The sequence below is a fragment of the Pseudomonas sp. 5Vm1k genome (assembly GCF_056161485.1).
In genome coordinates, this window is sequence record NZ_JBSPCZ010000005.1 from 416,703 (window position 1) to 436,787 (window position 20,085).

20 protein-coding genes are annotated in these 20,085 nt (G+C 60.5%); 2 read left to right on the top strand and 18 right to left on the bottom strand.

Features of this window, described 5'->3' with window-relative positions:
* Positions 1 to 56 precede the first annotated feature (56 nt).
* Positions 57 to 605 (bottom strand): adenine phosphoribosyltransferase, encoded by a 549-nt coding sequence (locus ACWIKB_RS13315; protein WP_475267338.1) that lies wholly within the window; start codon positions 603 to 605, stop codon positions 57 to 59.
* Between the two features lie 80 nt (positions 606 to 685).
* On the bottom strand, positions 686 to 1,417 hold the full coding sequence (fnr, locus tag ACWIKB_RS13320; RefSeq protein ID WP_123512190.1) for a fumarate/nitrate reduction transcriptional regulator Fnr: 732 nt from the start codon (positions 1,415 to 1,417) through the stop codon (positions 686 to 688).
* 155 nt (positions 1,418 to 1,572) lie between these two features.
* Here fnr and ACWIKB_RS13325 point away from each other — a divergent pair, with 155 nt between their 5' ends.
* Positions 1,573 to 2,052, top strand: coding sequence for a hypothetical protein (locus ACWIKB_RS13325; RefSeq protein WP_475267340.1), 480 nt, complete (start codon positions 1,573 to 1,575; stop codon positions 2,050 to 2,052).
* Here the strand turns inward: ACWIKB_RS13325 and hemN are convergent.
* The 14 genes from hemN to ccoN (ACWIKB_RS13395) form a co-directional block, all read right to left on the bottom strand.
* Entirely contained in the window at positions 2,049 to 3,431 is a 1,383-nt protein-coding gene (hemN, locus tag ACWIKB_RS13330; protein ID WP_475267342.1) for an oxygen-independent coproporphyrinogen III oxidase, read from the bottom strand. The two genes, ACWIKB_RS13325 and hemN, sit on opposite strands and share 4 nt — an antisense overlap.
* Positions 3,432 to 3,633: 202 nt before the next feature.
* Complete coding sequence (locus ACWIKB_RS13335) at positions 3,634 to 4,317, bottom strand: sulfite exporter TauE/SafE family protein (protein ID WP_475267343.1); 684 nt, start codon at positions 4,315 to 4,317, stop codon at positions 3,634 to 3,636.
* The gene (ccoS, locus tag ACWIKB_RS13340) at positions 4,310 to 4,528 is read right to left on the bottom strand and encodes a cbb3-type cytochrome oxidase assembly protein CcoS (RefSeq protein WP_047531427.1); all 219 of its coding nucleotides are present in this window, start codon (positions 4,526 to 4,528) and stop codon (positions 4,310 to 4,312) included. Before ccoS ends, ACWIKB_RS13335 begins: the two co-directional genes overlap by 8 nt.
* Positions 4,529 to 4,552: 24 nt before the next feature.
* Positions 4,553 to 7,003 carry a heavy metal translocating P-type ATPase gene (locus tag ACWIKB_RS13345; protein ID WP_475267344.1) on the bottom strand — a complete coding sequence of 817 codons (2,451 nt, stop codon included), beginning with the start codon at positions 7,001 to 7,003 and terminating at the stop codon, positions 4,553 to 4,555.
* Between the two features lie 158 nt (positions 7,004 to 7,161).
* On the bottom strand, positions 7,162 to 7,704 hold the full coding sequence (locus ACWIKB_RS13350; protein ID WP_475267346.1) for a FixH family protein: 543 nt from the start codon (positions 7,702 to 7,704) through the stop codon (positions 7,162 to 7,164).
* Positions 7,705 to 7,715: 11 nt separating this feature from the next.
* Positions 7,716 to 9,131, bottom strand: coding sequence for a cytochrome c oxidase accessory protein CcoG (gene ccoG / locus ACWIKB_RS13355; protein WP_475267348.1), 1,416 nt, complete (start codon positions 9,129 to 9,131; stop codon positions 7,716 to 7,718).
* A 425-nt stretch (positions 9,132 to 9,556) separates the two neighbouring features.
* Positions 9,557 to 10,540: a cytochrome-c oxidase, cbb3-type subunit III gene (gene ccoP, locus ACWIKB_RS13360; protein WP_475267350.1), complete on the bottom strand. Its 984-nt coding sequence runs from the start codon at positions 10,538 to 10,540 to the stop codon at positions 9,557 to 9,559.
* Positions 10,537 to 10,722 (bottom strand): CcoQ/FixQ family Cbb3-type cytochrome c oxidase assembly chaperone, encoded by a 186-nt coding sequence (locus ACWIKB_RS13365; protein ID WP_003175465.1) that lies wholly within the window; start codon positions 10,720 to 10,722, stop codon positions 10,537 to 10,539. Before ACWIKB_RS13365 ends, ccoP (ACWIKB_RS13360) begins: the two co-directional genes overlap by 4 nt.
* Positions 10,723 to 10,727: 5 nt before the next feature.
* Positions 10,728 to 11,336: a cytochrome-c oxidase, cbb3-type subunit II gene (gene ccoO / locus ACWIKB_RS13370; RefSeq protein WP_054054085.1), complete on the bottom strand. Its 609-nt coding sequence runs from the start codon at positions 11,334 to 11,336 to the stop codon at positions 10,728 to 10,730.
* Positions 11,336 to 12,778, bottom strand: coding sequence for a cytochrome-c oxidase, cbb3-type subunit I (gene ccoN, locus ACWIKB_RS13375; protein WP_475267351.1), 1,443 nt, complete (start codon positions 12,776 to 12,778; stop codon positions 11,336 to 11,338). The genes ccoO (ACWIKB_RS13370) and ccoN (ACWIKB_RS13375) overlap by 1 nt, the downstream gene beginning before the upstream one ends.
* Before the next feature lie 482 nt (positions 12,779 to 13,260).
* Positions 13,261 to 14,214, bottom strand: a complete 954-nt coding sequence (ccoP, locus tag ACWIKB_RS13380) for a cytochrome-c oxidase, cbb3-type subunit III (RefSeq protein WP_475267352.1) — start codon at positions 14,212 to 14,214, stop codon at positions 13,261 to 13,263.
* Entirely contained in the window at positions 14,211 to 14,411 is a 201-nt protein-coding gene (locus ACWIKB_RS13385; RefSeq protein WP_475267354.1) for a cbb3-type cytochrome oxidase subunit 3, read from the bottom strand. Before ACWIKB_RS13385 ends, ccoP (ACWIKB_RS13380) begins: the two co-directional genes overlap by 4 nt.
* Before the next feature lie 3 nt (positions 14,412 to 14,414).
* On the bottom strand, positions 14,415 to 15,023 hold the full coding sequence (gene ccoO / locus ACWIKB_RS13390) for a cytochrome-c oxidase, cbb3-type subunit II (RefSeq protein WP_475267355.1): 609 nt from the start codon (positions 15,021 to 15,023) through the stop codon (positions 14,415 to 14,417).
* 10 nt (positions 15,024 to 15,033) lie between these two features.
* Positions 15,034 to 16,458, bottom strand: coding sequence for a cytochrome-c oxidase, cbb3-type subunit I (gene ccoN / locus ACWIKB_RS13395; RefSeq protein ID WP_475267357.1), 1,425 nt, complete (start codon positions 16,456 to 16,458; stop codon positions 15,034 to 15,036).
* Between the two features lie 109 nt (positions 16,459 to 16,567).
* Here ccoN (ACWIKB_RS13395) and ACWIKB_RS13400 point away from each other — a divergent pair, with 109 nt between their 5' ends.
* Positions 16,568 to 17,245 carry an alpha/beta family hydrolase gene (locus ACWIKB_RS13400; protein WP_475267359.1) on the top strand — a complete coding sequence of 226 codons (678 nt, stop codon included), beginning with the start codon at positions 16,568 to 16,570 and terminating at the stop codon, positions 17,243 to 17,245.
* A 249-nt stretch (positions 17,246 to 17,494) separates the two neighbouring features.
* Here the strand turns inward: ACWIKB_RS13400 and ACWIKB_RS13405 are convergent, their stop codons facing one another.
* Positions 17,495 to 19,060, bottom strand: a complete 1,566-nt coding sequence (locus ACWIKB_RS13405; protein WP_475267361.1) for a methyl-accepting chemotaxis protein — start codon at positions 19,058 to 19,060, stop codon at positions 17,495 to 17,497.
* Between the two features lie 103 nt (positions 19,061 to 19,163).
* Entirely contained in the window at positions 19,164 to 19,955 is a 792-nt protein-coding gene (locus tag ACWIKB_RS13410; RefSeq protein WP_475267363.1) for a lysostaphin resistance A-like protein, read from the bottom strand.
* Positions 19,956 to 20,085 lie beyond the last annotated feature (130 nt).

Genomic DNA, 20,085 nt, shown 5'->3' on the forward strand with positions numbered 1-20,085 from the left:
ACGTTGGGATGGCGTACACCCTGTAGGAGCTGCCGAAGGCTGCGATCTTTTGATGTTTACCGTTCGCTCAACGCAAACTGCGTCAGGCAAAAGGTAGGAATCCCCATATCTTCCAACCGCTGCGACCCACCCAGCTCCGGCAGATCAATAATCGCCGCCGCTTCATGTACCCGCGCACCCATGCGTCGAATCAGATTCGCCGCCGCGATCAGCGTGCCGCCGGTGGCAATCAGGTCATCGAACATCACCACCGAATCGCCCTCGCACAGGCTGTCGGCATGCACTTCCAGGAAGGCTTCGCCGTACTCGGTCGCGTAACCTTCGGCCAGCACGTCCGCCGGCAGTTTGCCTTGCTTGCGGAACAGCACCAGCGGCTTGTTCAACTGATACGCCAACACCGAGCCGATCAGGAAGCCACGGGCATCCATCGCGCCGATGTGGGTGAAGTCGGCCTCGACGTAACGATGGGCGAAGGTGTCCATCACCAGGCGCAGGGCCGTGGGCGATTGGAACAGCGGGGTGATGTCGCGAAAGATTACGCCCGGCTTGGGAAAGTCGATCACGGGGCGGATCAGGGATTTGATGTCGAAGGAGTCGAAGACCATCGTCGAGTTGTCCTGGCAGGGCTGCAAACGTCGCAGTATAACGGCGGCTGAACCGTTTCGCTCAGCCGCAATTGCACTAGTCAGTCGAGAGAACCACCAGCGAGGGCGCACAACTGAATCGGGTCGAGGATATGGATTTCCTTGCCCTCGGCGGCGATCAGTTCGTTTTGCTGGAAGCGGGTGAACACCCGGGACACGGTTTCCACCGCCAGGCCCAGGTAGTTGCCGATTTCGTTGCGCGACATGCTCAGGCGGAACTGGTTGGCCGAGAAACCGCGCGCGCGAAAGCGTGCGGACAGGTTGACCAGGAACGTAGCGATGCGCTCGTCGGCGGTTTTCTTCGACAGCAGCAACATCATTTGCTGATCGTCGCGAATCTCGCGGCTCATCACCCGCATCAACTGACGGCGCAGTTGCGGCAGTTGCAGGGCCAGTTCGTCGAGACGTTCGAAAGGGATTTCGCAGACCGAGGTCGTTTCCAGCGCTTGTGCCGACACCGGGTGCTTTTCAGTGTCCATGCCCGACAGGCCGACCAGTTCGCTCGGCAGGTGGAAACCGGTGAGCTGTTCTTCGCCGCCATCGCTGAGGCTGAAGGTCTTCAGGGCGCCGGAGCGTACTGCATAAACGGAATCGAACGTGTCGCCCTGGCGGAACAGGAACTCGCCTTTTTTCAGCGGGCGACCACGTTTAACGATTTCGTCCAGCGCATCCATGTCTTCCAGATTCAGAGAAAGTGGCAAGCAGAGGGGGGCCAGGCTGCAATCCTTGCAATGGGCCTGGCTGTGAGCGCGCAGTTTGACTGGCTCGGACATTTCTTAAATCCTTGTGGGAAAACACACATAAGCCGTAAGGGTAACTCACGGGAGGACATTCAGGCCAGCGCGCGGCGATTTTGCCGCAGGCCGGTAAAGCGTGGGACCGGGTGGCCGATAACCTGTCTACTGATCGCCTGCAAGGAACCGCATTTATGTCCGCCATAGGCACGCTGAGCACGGCTAATAGTGGCTTGTCGTTGCTCGACACCTCGAAACTCTCGACGGTCGATGACTCCGATGTCACGGCTCAGAGCGTCGACACTGCGACTAAAGTCGAAGGCATCAGAGTCTCACTGTCCGGGGCCGGTATCGAAAAAGCCGCCGGGGCCAAGAGTGAAAACAGCGACATCGAAGAAAGCGGTTTGCCGGAAAACATTCAGCAGATCCTGAAAATGATTCGCAAATTGCAGCAGCAGATCGCCGAAAAACTGGCTGAGATGCAGGCAGTGATGCGGGATAAACGTCTGAGCCCGGAAGAAATCAAGGCCAAGCTCGGCGCCTTGCAAGCGTTCATCAACAACCTCAACGGTGGCCTGATCACCGCCAACACCGCGCTCAGTAAAGCGATGAAGCAGGCGGGCCTGACGCCGGAGCAAATCCTCAAAGCGGCGTCGCTGGTCATGAAGTCCTAGATCACCCGTGAAAACCGCTGGCGATTTTGCTGCTCCAGGTAAGCATCGAAGACCATGCACACCGAGCGCACCAGCAATCGTCCCGCCGGCAATACGGTGATCCGCTCGCTGTCCAGTTCGATCAAGCCGTCCTTGGCCATTGCCTGCAACTGCGGCCAGAGTTCGCTGAAGTAGCCGCGGAAATCGATATTGAATGCTTTCTCGATTCCAGCGAATTCCAGGCTGAAACTGCAGATCAACTGCTGAATCACCGCCCGCCGCAAGCGGTCGTCGGCATTGCATAACAGGCCACGATTGGTGGCCAGTTGCGCCGAGGCCAAGGTGTTTTGGTACAGGTTCAAGTCGCTGCTGTTCTGGCAGTACAGGTCGCCGATCTGGCTGATGGCCGAGACCCCGAGGCCGATCAAGTCGCAATGGCCGTGGGTGGTGTAACCCTGGAAGTTGCGCTGCAGGGTCGATTCTTCCTGGGCAATCGCCAGTTCGTCATCTGGCAGGGCGAAGTGATCCATGCCGATGTAGCGATAACCGGCCTTGGTCAGCTGTTCGATGGTGCCCTGGAGCATCTCCAGTTTCTGCGCCGGCGTCGGCAGTTCGGCGCTGTTGATCCGCCGTTGCGGCATGAAGCGTTCCGGCAGGTGCGCGTAGTTGAATACCGAGAGCCGGTCCGGTTGCAGGGCGATGACTTCATCCACCGTGCGCGCGAAGTTCTCTGGCGTCTGGCGCGGCAAACCGTAGATCAGATCGATGTTGATCGAGCGAAACTGCAAAGTCCGCGCGGCATCAATCACCGCGCGGGTTTCTTCCAGGCTTTGCAGGCGATTGACCGCCCGTTGCACCGCCGGGTCGAGGTCTTGCAGGCCGATGCTGACCCGGTTGAAACCCAACTCCCGCAGCAGGCCCATGGTCGACCAGTCGGCTTCGCGAGGGTCGATTTCGATGCCGTAGTCGCCGGAATCATCGTCCAGCAGATTGAAATGCTTGCGCAACTGGGCCATCAACTGGCGCAGTTCGTCGTGGCTGAGAAAGGTCGGAGTGCCGCCGCCGAAATGCAGTTGCTCGACTTTCTGCGCAGGGTCCAGGTGGCAGGCGATCAACTGGATCTCCTGCTCCAGGCGCTGCAAGTAAGGGAGTGCGCGGCCGCGGTCCTTGGTGATGACTTTGTTGCAGGCGCAGTAGTAGCAAATGTTCGCGCAGAACGGCACGTGCACATACAGCGACAGCGGCCGCAGCGCTTTACGACTGTCGCGCAGGGCATGGAACAGGTCGAATGTGCCGACCTGGCTGTTGAATTGCACGGCGGTCGGGTACGAGGTATAGCGCGGCCCCGACAGGTCGTAACGGCGAATCAGATCGGTATCCCAACGAATGGCGTCGAGCATGCGGGCGTTCCCCCGGATAGGCTTGCAGTGGCTGCGAGTCTATGGGGTGCGGCGTTGGGGCATCTTGATTTGCATCAACGGTGATGGGTGGCCATGGTTGGCTTTTTGTGGCGAGGGAGCTTGCTCCCGCTGGGGCGCGAAGCGACCCCCAAAGATGGGACTGCGGCGCAGTCCAGCGGGAGCAAGCTCCCTCGCCACAGGGTCAGTGCCCCATCAACCAATGCTGATGCGGCCCCGGTAACGTCCAGATCCCGAACAAAATCACCAACAACCCGCCACTCATCCGCACACTGCGCTTGCGCAACAACGCCGTGACGCGCTCGGCCGCCAGTCCCGTGGCCAGTAAAACGGGCCAGGTCCCCAGCCCAAACGCCAACATCAACAACGCACTATCAAGCGCATTACCCTGGCTCGCCGCCCACAGCAACGTGCTGTAAACCAGCCCGCACGGCAACCAGCCCCAGAGTGCGCCCAGCAGCAACGCGCGAGGCAGGCTCGACACCGGCAGCAGTTTGTTCGCAATCGGCTGGATATGCCGCCACAGGCCGCGACCGAGGCTTTCGATGCGGGTCAGACCGCTCCACCAACCGGCCAGGTACAGGCCCATGCTGATCAGCAGCAACCCGGCGATGACGCGCATGAACATTGCCGCCGGGCTGTTGGCCACCGCCCAGCCGGCCAGGCCGATCAGCAGGCCGGCGGTGGCGTAGCTGAGAATTCGCCCGAGGTTATAGGCCAGCAGCAAGCGGAAGCGACGGCTGCGTTGCTCCTTGGGAATCGCCAGGGTCAATGCGCCCATCAAACCTCCGCACATGCCCAGGCAATGCCCGCCGCCGAGCAGGCCGAGGATCACCGCCGACACCAGCAGTGGTGCCAGTTCAAGCATGGGGTGGCGCCTTGTCGTCCGGTTTGGCCGGATGACCGCTGGCCTCATCGACCGCCGCGGTGTGGTTCGGGTCCTGGTCGTCGAACAGAATGCTGTGGGCCGGGCCGTCGAGGTCGTCGTACTGACCGCTGTCGACCGCCCAGAAGAAGATGTAGACGGCGATGGCCACGATCAGCAGCGCCGCCGGGATCATCACGTAAAGAGCTGGCATGGGTAGACTCCATGCCCGCGCGGCTCAGGCCGGCAGCGGGCGGGTTTCTGGCGTGGCGCTGGCCTTGGGCGTGCTCGGCATGCGAGTCAGGCGCAGGGCATTGAGCACCACGGTCAACGAACTGATCGACATGCCGACCGCAGCCCACACCGGAGTGATCCAGCCGAGGGCGGCGAACGGCAACATGAGGCCATTGTACAGTCCGGCCCACAGCAGGTTCTCGATGATTACCCGACGGGTACGCCGCGCCAGGCTAAAGGCTTGCACCAGGGCGTCGAGGCGGTTGGACAGCAGCACCGCATCGGCGCTGGTTTTCGCCAGATCGGTGGCCGAACCCATGGCCACGCTGATGTCGGCGGCGGCCAGCACCGGCACGTCGTTGACCCCGTCGCCGAGCATCAATACCTTGCGACCTTCCTTGTGCAGCTGTTGCAGCACTTGCAACTTGTCATCGGGACGCAAGCCGCCACGGGCCTCGTCGATACCCAATTCTGCGGCGACGCTGGCGACCATCGGCGAGCTGTCGCCGGACAGCAACAGCGTGCGCCAGCCACGCGCCTTGCACGCCGCGAGCAGGGCCGGGGCGTCGGCGCGCAAGCGGTCGTCGAGGACAAACCACGCCAACGGCCCGAAGCTGTCACCGAGCAGCAGCCATTGTCCGGCTTCATTGGGCATCAGCGGTACGCTGGCGCCACTGAGTTCGCAGACAAATCCCGGCTGGCCGATGCGCAGGCGTTGCTCACCGACCAACCCTTCAAGACCGAGCCCCGGCGTACTGAGGACTTCTTCGGCGGCCAAAGGGGCTCGGCCGAATGCCCGGGCGATCGGGTGTTCGGAACGGTTTTCCAGCGCCGCTGCGAGACTCAGGCACTCATCGCTGCCGAGTGAGCCGAGTGGGCGAATCGAACGCAGGGCCAGCCGACCTTCAGTCAGCGTGCCGGTCTTGTCGAAAATCACCGTGTCGATCTGATTCAGGCCTTCCAGCACATGGCCGCGGGTCAGCAGCAAACCGAGTTTGTGCAACGTGCCAGTGGCGGCGGTCAGTGCGGTCGGCGTGGCTAGGGACAAAGCGCACGGGCAGGTCGCCACGAGCATGGCTAGCACGATCCAGAACGCCCTTGAGGAATCCAGTTCCCACCACAACAGGCCGATGGCGGCGGCAGCGATCAGCGACAGCAACAGGAACCATTGGGCGGCGCGGTCGGCGATTTCCGCCAGGCGCGGTTTTTCGGCCTGGGCACGATCCAGCAGGCGGACGATGGCGGATAGCCGCGTGTCGTGACCCAGCGCCAATACTTCCACGGTCAACGCACCTTCAACGTTCAAGGTGCCGGCGGTAACGGCATCGCCCAACGTGCGCGGTTGCGGCAGGTATTCGCCGGTGAGCAGGGACTCGTCGATGCTCGACTGGCCGTCGAGGATCTTGCCGTCAGCTGGAAGGACTGCACCGGGATGCACCAGAACGTGATCGCCGACGCGCAATTCGCTGAGCAGAATCCGCTCGCTCTGGCCATCGGCACTCAAACGCAGGCAGGAGGCGGGCAACAGATTCACCAACTGGGCAGTGGCGGCAGCGGTACGTTCCCGGGCGCGACGTTCCAGGTAACGCCCGGCCAGCAGGAAAAGGGCGAACATGCCGACGGCATCGAAATACAGTTCGCCGACCCCGGTGATCGAGGTCCAGATCCCGGCGAGATACGCGCTGCCGATTGCTAGCGATACCGAAACGTCCATGGTCAGGTGGCGGGTGCGCAGGTCGCGCATCGCGCCTTTGAAGAAGGGGGCGCAGCTGTAGAAGACGATGGGTGTGGTGAGGAACAAGGCAACCCAGCGCAGGATGGTGTGCAGCTCCGGGCTGAGGTCGATATTGAATTCCGGCCAAGTGGCCATGGTCGCCATCATCGCCTGGAACCACAGCAGTCCGGCGACGCCGAGTTGGCGCAGGGCCAGGCGATTTTCGCTGGCCAGTTGTTCACTGGCGCGGTCGGCCTGATAGGGGTGGGCGACGTAACCGATGTGGCGCAACTCACTGAGCACCTGGCTCAGCGGCAATTGGGCGTCGGCCCAGCGCACATGCAAGCGATGGTTGGACAGGTTCAGCCGCGCCTCGGCCACCGCCGGCAAGCTGCGCAGGTGTTTCTCGATCAACCAGCCGCAGGCGGCGCAGCTGATGCCTTCCATGAGCAGTGTGGTTTCAGCGAGTTCGCCTTCGTGACGAACGAAAGGTTGCTGCACGTCGGCGCGATCGTACAGCGCCAGTTCGTCCACCAGTTGCACGGGCAAGGATTCGGGGTTGGCCGAGGCTTCGCTGCGATGCTGGTAATAACTTTCCAGACCTCCGGCCACGATGGCTTCAGCCACGGCCTGGCAACCCGGGCAGCAGAGCTCGCGGGTTTCACCGAGGACGACGGCGGTGAAGCGGCTGCCGGCCGGGACGGGCAGGGCGCAGTGGTAGCAGGGGGTTGGGGTGGTCATGATGTGGATCTATTTCTTCCGGAATGGCCTCATACCCGTAGGAGCTGTCGAGTGAAACGAGGCTGCGATCTTTTGATGTTGTTTTTAATAAGCAAGATCAAAAGATCGCAGCCTCGTTTCACTCGACAGCTCCTACAGGTTTACAGGTTTTGCAGGATTTACGGTCTCTTCAGGTCTTCCGCACCTTGCAGCGGCTCATCGCCCAGCAGCAGATCTTTATCGTGGCTGACCTGTTCTTCTTCGAACATGCGCCAAGTCTTGTCGTCCTGCACACCCAGCAATTCGACAAAACGACGGCCTTCGACCTGGTCGCTCATCTGGCCGATGTAGCGGCCCTGTTCGGTTTCACTGCGGGTCAGGGTGATCTTGCGATCCTTCTCCGGTTGGGTCGGCGAGATCAGGTTTAGCTCCAGGGTTTTGGGCTGGCTGTTGCCGCTCAGGCGCAGGTCGACTTCACCGGTCAGTTCGTCCAGATGCACGTTGGCGCGCAATTGCAGGGTCTGCGCCAGCAGTTCACGGTCCAGGGAGCGGTTGATACCTTTGCCGGCCTCGTAGTAGTTGTCGTTGACCAGGTTATCCGGGTTCTTCACGGCGATGGTCACCATGGACAGGGTCAGGGTGACCGAGCAGGCCAGAATCCCGATGATGATCCACGGCCAAAGATGCTTGTACCAAGGGCTTGCGGCAGTTGCTGCGGGCATGATCACTTCTCTCAACGAATTTGTGGGCCGATGAATCGGCTCTTGGCTTCAACGTGGACACTGTTGTCATCGGCATCCTTGAGGGTGAATTTCACCTCATTGGTGCTCGATGGCAATTGCTCCGGTGCGCTGGACAGCTCCACCGGCTGGCTGAAAATTTCCCCGGCGGCGACTTTTATCTCGCGCTTGCCTTGCAGCTTGAGGTCCGGCAGGCCGCTGGCTTCCAGCAGGTAGGTGTGGTCGCGCTGGTCCTTGTTCATGATCTTCAGGCTGTAGACGTTTTCGATCCGGCCTTCGGCGTTCTCGCGGTACAGCACACGGTCCTTGCTGACGTCGAAGCCCACCAAGGAGCGCATGAAGAACGCGGTCACCAGCAAGCCGATCATGGTCAGCAGCACCACCGCATAGCCGATCAGGCGCGGGCGCAGTTTATGGGTTTTCTGCCCGGACAGGTTGTGTTCGGTGGTGTAGCTGATCAGCCCTCGCGGGTAGTCCATCTTGTCCATGATGCTGTCGCAGGCATCGATGCATGCGGCGCAACCGATGCATTCGATTTGCAGGCCGTCGCGGATGTCGATGCCGGTCGGGCAGACCTGGACGCACATGGTGCAGTCGATGCAATCGCCCAGGCCCTGGGCCTTGTAGTCCACGCCTTTTTTGCGCGGGCCACGGGATTCACCGCGACGTGGATCGTAGGAGACGATCAGGGTGTCCTTGTCGAACATCACGCTCTGAAAGCGCGCATACGGGCACATGTAGATGCACACCTGTTCGCGCAACCAGCCGGCATTGCCGTAGGTGGCGAGGGTGAAGAAACCGACCCAGAAGTACGACCAGCCATCGGCCTCGCCGGTGAAGAAGTCGATGGTCAACTCACGGATCGGCGAGAAGTAACCGACGAAGGTCATGCCGGTGACGAAGCCGATCAACAGCCACAGGCTGTGCTTGCTGAGCTTGCGCAGGAACTTGTTGGCGCTCATCGGCGCCTTGTCGAGTTTGATGCGCTGGTTGCGGTCGCCTTCGGTGACCTTCTCGCACCACATGAAAATCCAGGTCCAGACGCTTTGCGGGCAGGTATAGCCGCACCAGACGCGCCCGGCGTACACGGTAATGAAGAACAGGCCGAAGGCGCTGATGATCAGCAGGCCCGAGAGCAGGATGAAATCCTGGGGCCAGAAGGTCGCGCCAAAAATGAAGAATTTACGTTCCGGCAGGTTCCACCAGACGGCCTGGTGGCCGCCCCAGTTCAACCACACCGTACCGAAATACAGCAGGAACAAACCGGCGCCGCCCATCATCCGTAGGTTACGGAACAGGCCGGTGAAGGCGCGGGTGTAGATCTTTTCTCGAGAGGCGTAGAGGTCAACGCTGTTGTTCGCGTTCTTGGCAGGCGGGGTAACGTCGTGTACCGGAATCTGATTGCTCATCATTGCATCCCACGGCAGTGGAAAAATGCCTCGGTCAGTACGTGCCGACCGCGGTCAAAAAGAGGTGTTGCAGTGGCGCAATGATACGCCTGTCGCTCTAGCTCAAGGGTGCGACCTTTGGTCGCGTTGGGGGAAATCAATTGATGGTGTAATGACTTGAATCAATTGACTTGTGAATTATGGACGAGATTTCGCAGTGGGACGGTCAATCCTGTTTCCTTTCATGACCGCGACTTACCGATTGGCGTAGGAGCTGCCGAAGGCTGCGATCTTTTGATCTTCGCTCTTATCCACAGGCAAGATCAAAAGATCGCAGCCTTCGGCAGCTCCTACAGATCAAGCACAGATCGAGCATAGGCCATAAACAAAACGGCCCCGCCAATTCACATGGGCGGGGCCGTTTTTTGTTGCTTCAAGCGTTTGCCTTACTGGGCATCCGCCGCCGGAGCTTTCTCACCGTGAGACAAGCTGTAGACGTAAGCGGCCAGCAGGTGAACCTTGTCGTTGCCTTGCAGCTGTTCTTGCGCAGGCATCTGGCCCTGACGGCCGTAACGGATGGTCTGCTGCAGTTGCGCGAAGCTCGAACCGTAGATGAACGCCGCCGGGTGGGTCAGGTTAGGCGCGCCCATCGCTGGCGTACCTTTGCCTTCCGGGCCGTGGCATACCGCGCAGTTGGCGGCGAACAGTTTTTGCCCGGCAACCGGGTCGGCCTTGGCGCCTTCCGGCAGCTTGCGGCCATCGAGGTTGGTCAGTACGAACGAGGCAACGTCCGCCACGCCTTGCTCGCCGATCACTTCAGCCCACGCCGGCATGACCGCATGACGGCCGCCCATGATGGTGGTCTTGATGGTTTCCGGCTCGCCGCCCCAACGCCAGTCGGCGTCGGTCAGGTTAGGGAAGCCATAAGCGCCCTTGGCGTCGGAACCGTGGCAGACCGAGCAGTTGGAGGCGAACAGGCGGCCACCCATCTTCAGGGCTTGCGGGTCCTTGGCGACTTCTTCGATCGGCATGGAAGCGAATTTGGCGAAGATCGGGCCGAACTTGGCGTCCGACTTGGCCATTTCCTTTTCCCACTCGTGAACGCCGGTCCAGCCGGTCTGGCCGTTGGCGAACGCGGTTTGCTTGTCGTTATCGAGGTAGTTGTAGCCCGGCAGCAGGCCTTTCCAGTTACCCAGGCCTGGATACAGCACCAGGTAGCCCAAGGCGAAGATGATGGTGCCCACGAACAACATGAACCACCATTTCGGCAGTGGGTTGTCGTACTCCTCGATCCCGTCGAAGGAGTGGCCAACAGTCTCTTCGGTGGCTTCGCTGCGCTGGCCCTTGCGGGTGGACAGCAGCAGCCAGGTCAGGGCGAAGATCGTACCCAGACTGAGGACTGTGACGTACAGACTCCAGAACGTAGTCATTCTTTGTTACTCCTAGAAGCTTGCTCGACGTGCTTGATGGCTTCGGGATCATCCGCGAAAGGCAGCAAGGTCGCGTCTTCAAACTCCGACTTGCGCTTGGGGCTGAACACCCACAACGCCAGACCGATGAAGGCCACCATCACAACAACGGTGCCCAGGCCACGAATCATCCCGATATCCATCTAAATCACCGTTTGCTTTTGATGATGGTGCCCAGGCCTTGCAGATAGGCCACCAGCGCGTCCATTTCGGTTTTGCCCTTCACAGCATCCTTGGCGCCGGCGATGTCTTCGTCGGTGTAAGGGACGCCGAGCGTACGCAAGACTTCCAGTTTCTTGGCGGTGTCTTTGCCGTCGAGCTTGTTTTCCACGAGGAACGGGTAGGCCGGCATTTTCGACTCAGGCACCACGTTGCGCGGGTTGTACAAGTGCGCACGCTGCCAGTCATCGGAGTAACGACCGCCGACGCGGGCCAAGTCCGGACCGGTACGCTTGGAACCCCACAGGAATGGGTGATCCCAGACGCTTTCACCGGCGACCGAGTAGTGGCCGTAACGTTCGGTTTCAGCACGGAACGGGCGGATCATCTGCGAGTGGCAGCCGACACAACCGTTGGCGATAAAGACGTCGCGTCCTTCGACTTCAAGCGCGGGGCGAGGCTTCATGCCTTCAACCGGCTTGTTGGTGACGTCCTGGAAAAACAGCGGAACGATCTGGGTCAGGCCGCCGATGCTGACGGCGATGACCATGAAGAAGGCCAGCAGGCCAATGTTCTTCTCGACTGCTTCATGCTTCATCAGTGAGCTCCAACTACAGCAATCTGAGCGGCGGCTTCGGCTTCAGCCGGGTTCGAGGCACGTACGGTACGCCATACGTTGTAGGCCATGAACAGCATGCCGCTGGCAAAGAACGCACCGCCCAGGGCGCGAACGATGTAGCCAGGGTGGCTGGCTTGCAGCGCTTCGACGAACGAGTAGGTGAGGGTGCCGTCGTCGTTGATTGCACGCCACATCAGACCCTGGGTGATGCCGTTGACCCACATCGAAGCGATGTACAGAACGGTACCGATGGTCGCGAGCCAGAAGTGCGTGTTGATCAGGCCGATGCTGTGCATCTGCGCGCGACCGAACAGTTTCGGGATCATGTGGTAGATCGCGCCGATCGAGATCATCGCCACCCAGCCGAGCGCGCCGGCGTGTACGTGGCCGATGGTCCAGTCGGTGTAGTGCGAGAGCGAGTTGACGGTCTTGATGGCCATCATCGGGCCTTCGAAGGTCGACATGCCGTAGAACGCCAGCGATACCACGAGGAAGCGCAGGATCGGGTCGGTGCGCAGCTTATGCCAGGCGCCCGACAGGGTCATCATGCCGTTGATCATGCCGCCCCAGCTTGGTGCCAGCAGGATGATCGACATCGCCATGCCCAGGGACTGCGCCCAATCCGGCAGTGCGGTGTAGTGCAAGTGGTGCGGACCGGCCCAGATGTACAGGGTGATCAGCGCCCAGAAGTGCACGATGGACAAGCGATAGGAGTAGATCGGACGCTCGGCCTGCTTCGGAACGAAGTAATACATCATCCCCAGGAAGCCGGTGGTCAGGAAGAAGCCCACTGCATTGTGGCCGTACCACCACTGGATCATCGCGTCAGTCGCACCGGCGTAAGCCGAGTAGGACTTGAACAGGCTGACCGGCAGCGACATGTGGTTGACGATGTGCAACATCGCGGTCACGACAATGAAGGCACCGTAGAACCAGTTACCCACATAGATGTGCTTGGTCTTGCGCTTGACGATGGTGCCGAAGAACACCAGACCGTAAACGACCCAGACGATGGCCAGCAGAATAGCCAGGGGCCATTCCAGTTCGGCGTATTCCTTGGTGGTGGTGTAACCCAGCGGCAAGGTCACGATGGCGCCGATGATCACCGCTTGCCAACCCCAGAAGTGGAAGGCCGCGAGGCTGTCGGAAATCAGTCGCGTTTGGCAGGTTCGCTGCACGACGTAATAAGAAGTGGCAAACAGTGCACAACCACCGAAGGCGAAAATCACCAGGTTGGTGTGCAACGGGCGTAAGCGTCCAAAAGTCGTCCACGGCAGACCGAAGTTCAATTCCGGCCATACAAGCTGTGAGGCGATGAAGACACCAAGCCCCATGCCAAGGATCCCCCAGACCACCGTCATGATGGCGAACTGGCGGACTACCTTATAGTTATAAGCAGTCGGACTGATTGCTGTGCTCATTCTAAGGTTCCACGGTTTGGGTGTTTTATTAGGAGTAAAAATCGGCCGCAAGTATGTAGAAAGCAGGGGGTCATTGCAACGCACCATGACCTGGGTCAATGCTTTCAAAAGCTGATTCTGCGGCCTTTCCATGCGCCGCGTAAGGACAAAATTGCCCCCGGACAAAATGTCGCAGCGGAAGAAAAAGGCGAGGGGTTCAGGTCAGTTGTAACGGGGTGTGTTCAAACGCAAGGTTCAGGTGACAGAAGGCAATTTGCACGACAGCCGGTATCTACCAGCCTTTGCGGCCTGTCATCGAGCAGATTCGTCGAACACATCGGCTAAGGTCGACCTGGAACCGGCTCGTTGCCAGTCCGCATCGAGCAAGCGTAGACCCGAATCAAGGGATTCGAAAGGGAGACTAATTGAGGGTGCGACAATGGGTCGCAAAGAAGCAGGGAACTGCCGCATCCGGGAGAATGCGGCAGCAGAGCGGTCAAGAATTATTCGTTTTTGCCTTCAGCCTGCAAGCGCTCGGTGCTGACACCGTGGGACAAGCTGAAAACGTAAGCTGCCAGCAATTGCACCTTATCGTTGCCGAGCAGTTCGTTCTGCGCCGGCATATGGCCCTGGCGGCCATGACGTATGGTTTGTTGCAGTTGCGCCAGGCTTGAACCGTAGATAAATCCGGCCGGGTGCGTCAGGTTCGGCGCGCCCATGGCTTCAGTGCCGTGGCCGTTTGCCCCATGACAGGCTACGCACGTGGTGCTGAACAGTTGCTGTCCGGCTTGCACGTCTGCGTTGCTGTCGGCGGGCAGCGGCAGGCCGGCCAGTTCGTGACGCACATACGCGGCGACGTTTTTCACGCCAGCCTCACCGAGGATTTCACCCCAGGCCGGCATCGCCGCCATGCGCCCGCCCATGATCGTGGTTTTGATCATGTCGGCATCGCCGCCCCAACGCCAGTCGCTGTCGGCCAGGTTCGGGAAGCCGAAGGCGCCCTTGGCATCCGAGCCGTGGCACACCGCACAGTTGGAGGCAAACAGGCGACCACCCATTTTCAGCGCTTGCGGGTCCTTGGCCACTTCTTCTACGGGCATGGCGGCGAATTTGGCGAAGATCGGTCCGAACTTGGCGTCTGCCTTGTTCATCTCCTTTTCCCACTCGTGAACGCCGGTCCAGCCGTCCTCGTAGCCGGGCAGGATGCCTTTCCAGTTGCCCAGGCCCGGATACAGGACCAGATAACCCACGGCAAACACCAGCGTGCCGGCGAACAGCATGAACCACCACTGTGGCAACGGGTTGTCGTACTCCTCGATGCCGTCGAAGCTGTGGCCCATGGTCTGGTCGACGCTGCCCTTGGTTTCGCCCTTGCGGGTGCCGATCAGCAACCAGGTCAGGCCGATCAGGCTGCCGATGGTCAGTACGCAGATCCACGTACTCCAGAAGGTGGTCATGGCCGGGTACTCCTTGTTTCAGGTTCTTGGGTGGCGTCGTCGGGTAACGGCTCATCGGCGAACGGCAGCAAACGCGCTTCGGCGAATTCCGGGCTGCGCTTACCGTTGAACACCCACAACGCCAGGCCGACGAAGGCCACGAACACCACGACCGTGCCGAGGCCGCGGATCATTCCACTGCTTAATTCAAAGGGCATGGCTCACCTCTTGCTCTTGATGGCAGTGCCGAGCACTTGCAGGTAGGCGACCAGCGCGTCCATCTCGGTCTTGCCCTTCAGCGAGGCGACTGCACCGCTGATGTCGCCGTCGGTGTACGGCACGCCGAGGGTGCGCATGGCCTTGATTTTGGTTTCGGTGTGGCTGCTGTCGAGCTGATTGGCGACCAGCCATGGATAGCCCGGCATTTTCGATTCCGGCACCACGTTGCGCGGGTTGTACAGGTGCGCGCGGTGCCAGTCTTCGGAGTAGCGCCCGCCGACCCGTGCCAGGTCCGGCCCGGTGCGCTTGGAGCCCCACAGGAACGGGTGATCCCAGACGCTTTCACCGGCCACCGAGTAGTGCCCGTAGCGTTCGGTTTCGGCGCGAAACGGCCGGATCATCTGCGAGTGGCAACCGACGCAGCCTTCGCGGATGTAAATGTCACGACCTTCCAGTTGCAGCGCGGTGTAGGGCTTCATGCCTTCCACCGGTTTATTGGTCACGTCCTGGAAGAACAGCGGAACGATCTGGGTCAGACCGCCGATGCTCACGGCAAGGATCATCAGCAACAGCAGCAGGCCGACGTTTTTCTCGATTGTTTCGTGTTTCATGGCGGACTCCTCAGGCCATCTGCGCGGCAGCGGCGGCTTCGGCAGGCTGCGAGGCCCGCACGGTGCGCCAGGTGTTGTAGGCCATCAGCAACATGCCGCTGAAGAAGATCGCACCGCCCACCAACCGCACGACGAAGCCTGGGTGGCTGGCCACCAGGGTTTCGACGAAGGAGTAGGTCAGCGTGCCGTCTTCGTTGACTGCGCGCCACATGAGGCCCTGGGCGATGCCGTTGACCCACATCGAAGCGATGTACAGGACGGTGCCGATGGTCGCGAGCCAGAAGTGTGCGTTGATCAAGCCGATGCTGTGCATCTGCTGGCGGCCGAAGATTTTCGGGATCATGTGGTACAGCGCGCCGATGGAAATCATCGCCACCCAGCCGAGCGCGCCGGCATGAACGTGGCCGATGGTCCAGTCGGTGTAGTGGGAGAGGGCGTTCACAGTCTTGATCGCCATCATCGGCCCTTCGAAGGTCGACATGCCGTAGAACGCGAGGGAGACCACCAGGAAGCGCAGGATCGGGTCGCTGCGCAACTTATGCCAGGCGCCCGAGAGCGTCATCATCCCGTTGATCATCCCGCCCCAGCTTGGCGCCAGCAGGATCAGCGACATCACCATGCCCAGCGACTGCGCCCAGTCCGGCAGCGCGGTGTAGTGCAAGTGGTGCGGGCCGGCCCAGATGTACAGGGTGATCAGGGCCCAGAAGTGCACGATCGACAAGCGATACGAGTACACCGGACGCTCGGCCTGTTTCGGCACGAAGTAGTACATCATCCCGAGGAAGCCGGCGGTCAGGAAGAAACCCACCGCGTTGTGGCCGTACCACCACTGCACCATGGCGTCAGTTGCGCCGCCATACAGCGAGTAGGACTTGGTCCAGCTGACCGGGATTTCCAGGTTGTTGACGATGTGCAGGATCGCCACGGTGACGATGAAGGCACCGAAGAACCAGTTGCCGACGTAGATGTGCTTGGTCTTGCGCTTGGCCAGCGTGCCGAAGAACACGATGGCGTAGGCGACCCAGACGATGGTGATCAGGATGTCGATCGGCCATTCCAGCTCTGCGTATTCCTTGGAACTGGTGTAACCCAGCGGCAGGCTGACGGCTGCGAGGACAATCACCAGTTGCCAGCCCCAGAAACAGAACTGGGCGATTTTCGGTGCAAACAGTTGGGTCTGGCAGGTGCGCTGCACCGAATAGAACGAACTGGCGAACAGGGCGCAACCGCCAAAAGCGAAGATCACCGCGTTGGTGTGCAACGGGCGCAGGCGACCGAAACTGGTCCACGGCAAATTGAAGTTGAGTTCGGGCCAGACCAATTGAGCCGCGAGAAAAACCCCGAGACCCATGCCGACGATGCCCCACACCACCGTCATAATGGCGAATTGGCGGACCACCTTGTAGTTGTAGGCGGTACTGATAGAAGTGTTCATGGTTCCCCATCCACGGTTCAGCCGAAGTGAAGGCCTGTCTTTGCGAGTAAGCCGCAAGGCAAGCGCTCCCTTCGCCTGGAGTTATAGGCAGACTAAAAGCGAGGCAAGCATGAACAAAGAGCACAAGGCCAGTATTGACGGGGATCAATGGGCGCAGTGCGTGGCCGAACATGGCTGGCTGTGGGACGCCGCCTCGGCGCCTTCATCGACAACGCTGATCCTCGCCCACGGCGCTGGTGCACCGATGGACAGTGGCTGGATGAACGACATGGCTGCACGCCTTGCCGCACAGGGTGTCAACGTGTTGCGTTTCGAGTTTCCGTACATGGCGCAACGGCGCCTCGATGGCGGTAAACGTCCCCCGAACCCTGCGCCGAAACTGCTGGAATGCTGGCGTGAGGTGTATGCCTTGGTGCGACGCCATGTCACTGGGCGTTTGGCCATTGGCGGCAAGTCCATGGGCGGGCGGATGGCCAGTCTGCTGGCAGATGAATTAGGCGCGGATGCGCTGGTGTGCCTGGGCTATCCGTTCTACGCGGTGGGCAAACCGGAGAAACCTCGGGTCGAGCATCTGGCCGGGCTGAAGACCCGGACCCTGATCGTGCAGGGGGAGCGGGACGCGTTGGGCAATCGTGAGGCGGTTGAGGCCTATACGTTATCGCCGAGTATCGAAGTGTTTTGGCTGGTGGCGGGGGATCACGACTTGAAGCCGTTGAAGGCGTCCGGGTTTAGCCATGAGCAGCATTTGGCGGCAGCGGCGAAGAAGGTGGCTTCGTTTCTTCAGTGATTTGTGCGGTGTAGCGAATGGCCTCTTCGCGGGCAAGCCTCGCTCCTACAGGTTATTGGCGTCTGCATGAGCGATGCATAACCCGTAGGAGCGAGGCTTGCCCGCGAAGGGGCCCTGGCAGCCGACATCACTTTCAAATGGGCAATAAAAAACCCGGAAGCAATCGCTATCCGGGTTGATCGTTCCCTCGCTCTGCGTGGGAATGCCGCCTGGGACGCTTCGCGTCCCGCCTCCAGAGAGGCGTAACAATCAGCGGTTAAACCGCTCCACCAACGAATACTGGGTATTGGCCGTCTTGGTCAGTTCTTCACTCAGCAACGCCGAGTGTTGAGCCTGTTCCGAGGTCTGGTCTGCCAGTTGCGAGATGTTGCTGATGTTGCGGCTGATTTCTTCGGCCACCGAGCTTTGCTCTTCAGTTGCCGCAGCAATCTGCGTGGTCATGTCGGTGATGTGGGCCACCGCTTCGCTGATGCCGATCAGTGCCTGATCCGCTTCCAAGACCCGCGCCACACCTTCTTCAGCCTGGCGATGCCCGGCGTCCATGGTTTGCACGGCAGTGTTGGCAGTCTGTTGCAGCTTGGCGATCAGCGCATGAATCTGCCCGGTGGACTCGCTGGTGCGTTGCGCCAGTTGTCGCACTTCGTCCGCGACGACCGCGAAACCGCGGCCCATTTCACCGGCGCGCGCCGCTTCGATGGCGGCATTGAGTGCCAGCAGGTTGGTCTGGTCCGCGATGCCTTTGATCACATCGACCACGCCACCGATTTCATCGCTGTCCTTGGCCAGTTGGGTCACGGTCTGGCCAGTTTCACCGACCACCACCGACAGGCGCTGGATGGCGTCGCGGGTTTCCCCGGCGATGTCGCGACCGCGACTGGTCAGGCGATTGGCTTCCTGGGTGGCATCCGCCGTGCGTTGCACGTGGCTGGCGACTTCCTGGGTGGTCGCGGCCATTTGATTGACGGCGGTGGCCACTTGCTCGGTTTCGACGCGTTGACGTTCCAGGCCGTTGGAGCTGTTGTGCGCCAGGGTGTCGGACTGCTTCGCTTGTTCGGTCAGGTGCTCGGCGGTGTCCTGCAGACGGGTCAGGCAGGTTTTCAGACGCGCTTCCTGGCTGAGGATCGACATTTCCAGACGCGCCTGGGCGCCACGGCTGTCGGTGTACATCTGCGCGATCAGTGGGTCGGAAGTGGTTTGCCCGGCCAGGACCAGCAGGCGCTTGAGACCGCGCTGTTGCCAGCTCAGGCCCAGCAGGCCCAATGGCACCGAAAGGCCGGCAGCCAGGGCAAACCCCCAATGGGAGTTGAGCGAGGCACCGATCATGAAGCTCAGTTGGCTGACCAGAATGAACGGCACCCAGTCCTGCAGGACCGGCAGCCATTTGTCCGTCGAAGGAATCGCCGACTTGCCCTGGTTGATGCGCTGGTAGAGCGCTTCGGCCCGGCGGATCTGTTCGGCAGTGGGTTTGATCCGCACCGATTCGTAACCGACCACCTGATTACCTTCGAAAACCGGTGTTACATAGGCGTTAACCCAGTAATGATCACCGGTCTTGCAGCGATTCTTGACAATGCCCATCCATGGCAAGCCTTGTTTCAAAGTACCCCACATGTGCGCGAATACCGCCGCCGGCACGTCAGGGTGACGAACCAGGTTGTGCGGCGCACGGATCAGCTCCTCACGGGAAAAACCACTGATTTCGACGAAAGCGTCGTTGCAGTAGGTGATCACGCCTTTTGCGTCGGTTGTAGAAATCAACCGTTGCTGAGCCGGGAAGGTCCGTTCGCGTTGTGTAATGGGTTGGTTGTTACGCATGGCTATTTCAATCCGTGAGGCTTTGAGAGGTTGTCGGCGTGGTCAGGGATTTATTGAAATTAAATTTCAATAATCAGCGGCGCGTCGCAAAACGACCGTTGCGTCAGCCGGCGAGCATCGGGTAGGTGAAGAGACCGAAATGCAGCAGGTTCAAGCCAAAATGGGTGGCGATGGCCGCACCCAACCCGCCAAATCGATAGGCCAGACCATAGCCGACCCCCGCCAGGCTCGCCAGTAACACCCATTGCCAACCGGCGCCCAGGTGCGCCATGCCGAACAACAGCGAGGCCAGCAGCAGGGCGAGGTTTTCGCCGTAGGGCAGATTTTTGAAGCGCCGGCTGAGACCGCCCTGGATGTAGCCGCGAAACAGCGCTTCCTCCACCAGCGTCACCAGTAGCAGGTTGTTCGCCACCCAGAGCCAGGCCTGGTCCGGCCATTTCGGCGCCCAACTGATCATGCCCAGCAACAGCGCACCGCCGAGGGCGAGCACGACGCTTAGTGTCAGCGCCAGCGCGGTGGCGTAAATCGACAGCCTCAGCGAGCGCCGGCCAACAATCCACGGGCAGACCAGCAACAACCAGAAACCAATCAGCGGTTTGTCCTGGTTCAGGTACATCGAAAACGGCACGGCATCGTCGGTGAAGCGCTGCGGGTCGATGCCGCGACCATTATAAAAACCGGGCAGCCAGTGCATCGCCAGCGCCAACGCCAAGACGATGAACAAACCGTAGCCGATGTAGCGACCGGCCTGGATCTTTTGCTGGCGCACGGCGAAACCGGCGAACAGCAGCAAGGCGACAGAAATAACCGCCAGCCAGCCGAGTTGGCCGTAGATCAGGGCCAGGGCATAGCCGATAGAGAGGAGTGCCAGGTAGAGCCATGGCAGAGCGAGCATGTTGGAGTCCTTGTACCAGTAAGTTTTGCAGTGTGACGCGATCCCCCTGTGGGAGCGGGCTTGCTCGCGAATACGGTGTGTCATTCAACATTTAAGGAGGCTGACACTCCGCCTTCGCGAGCAAGCCCGC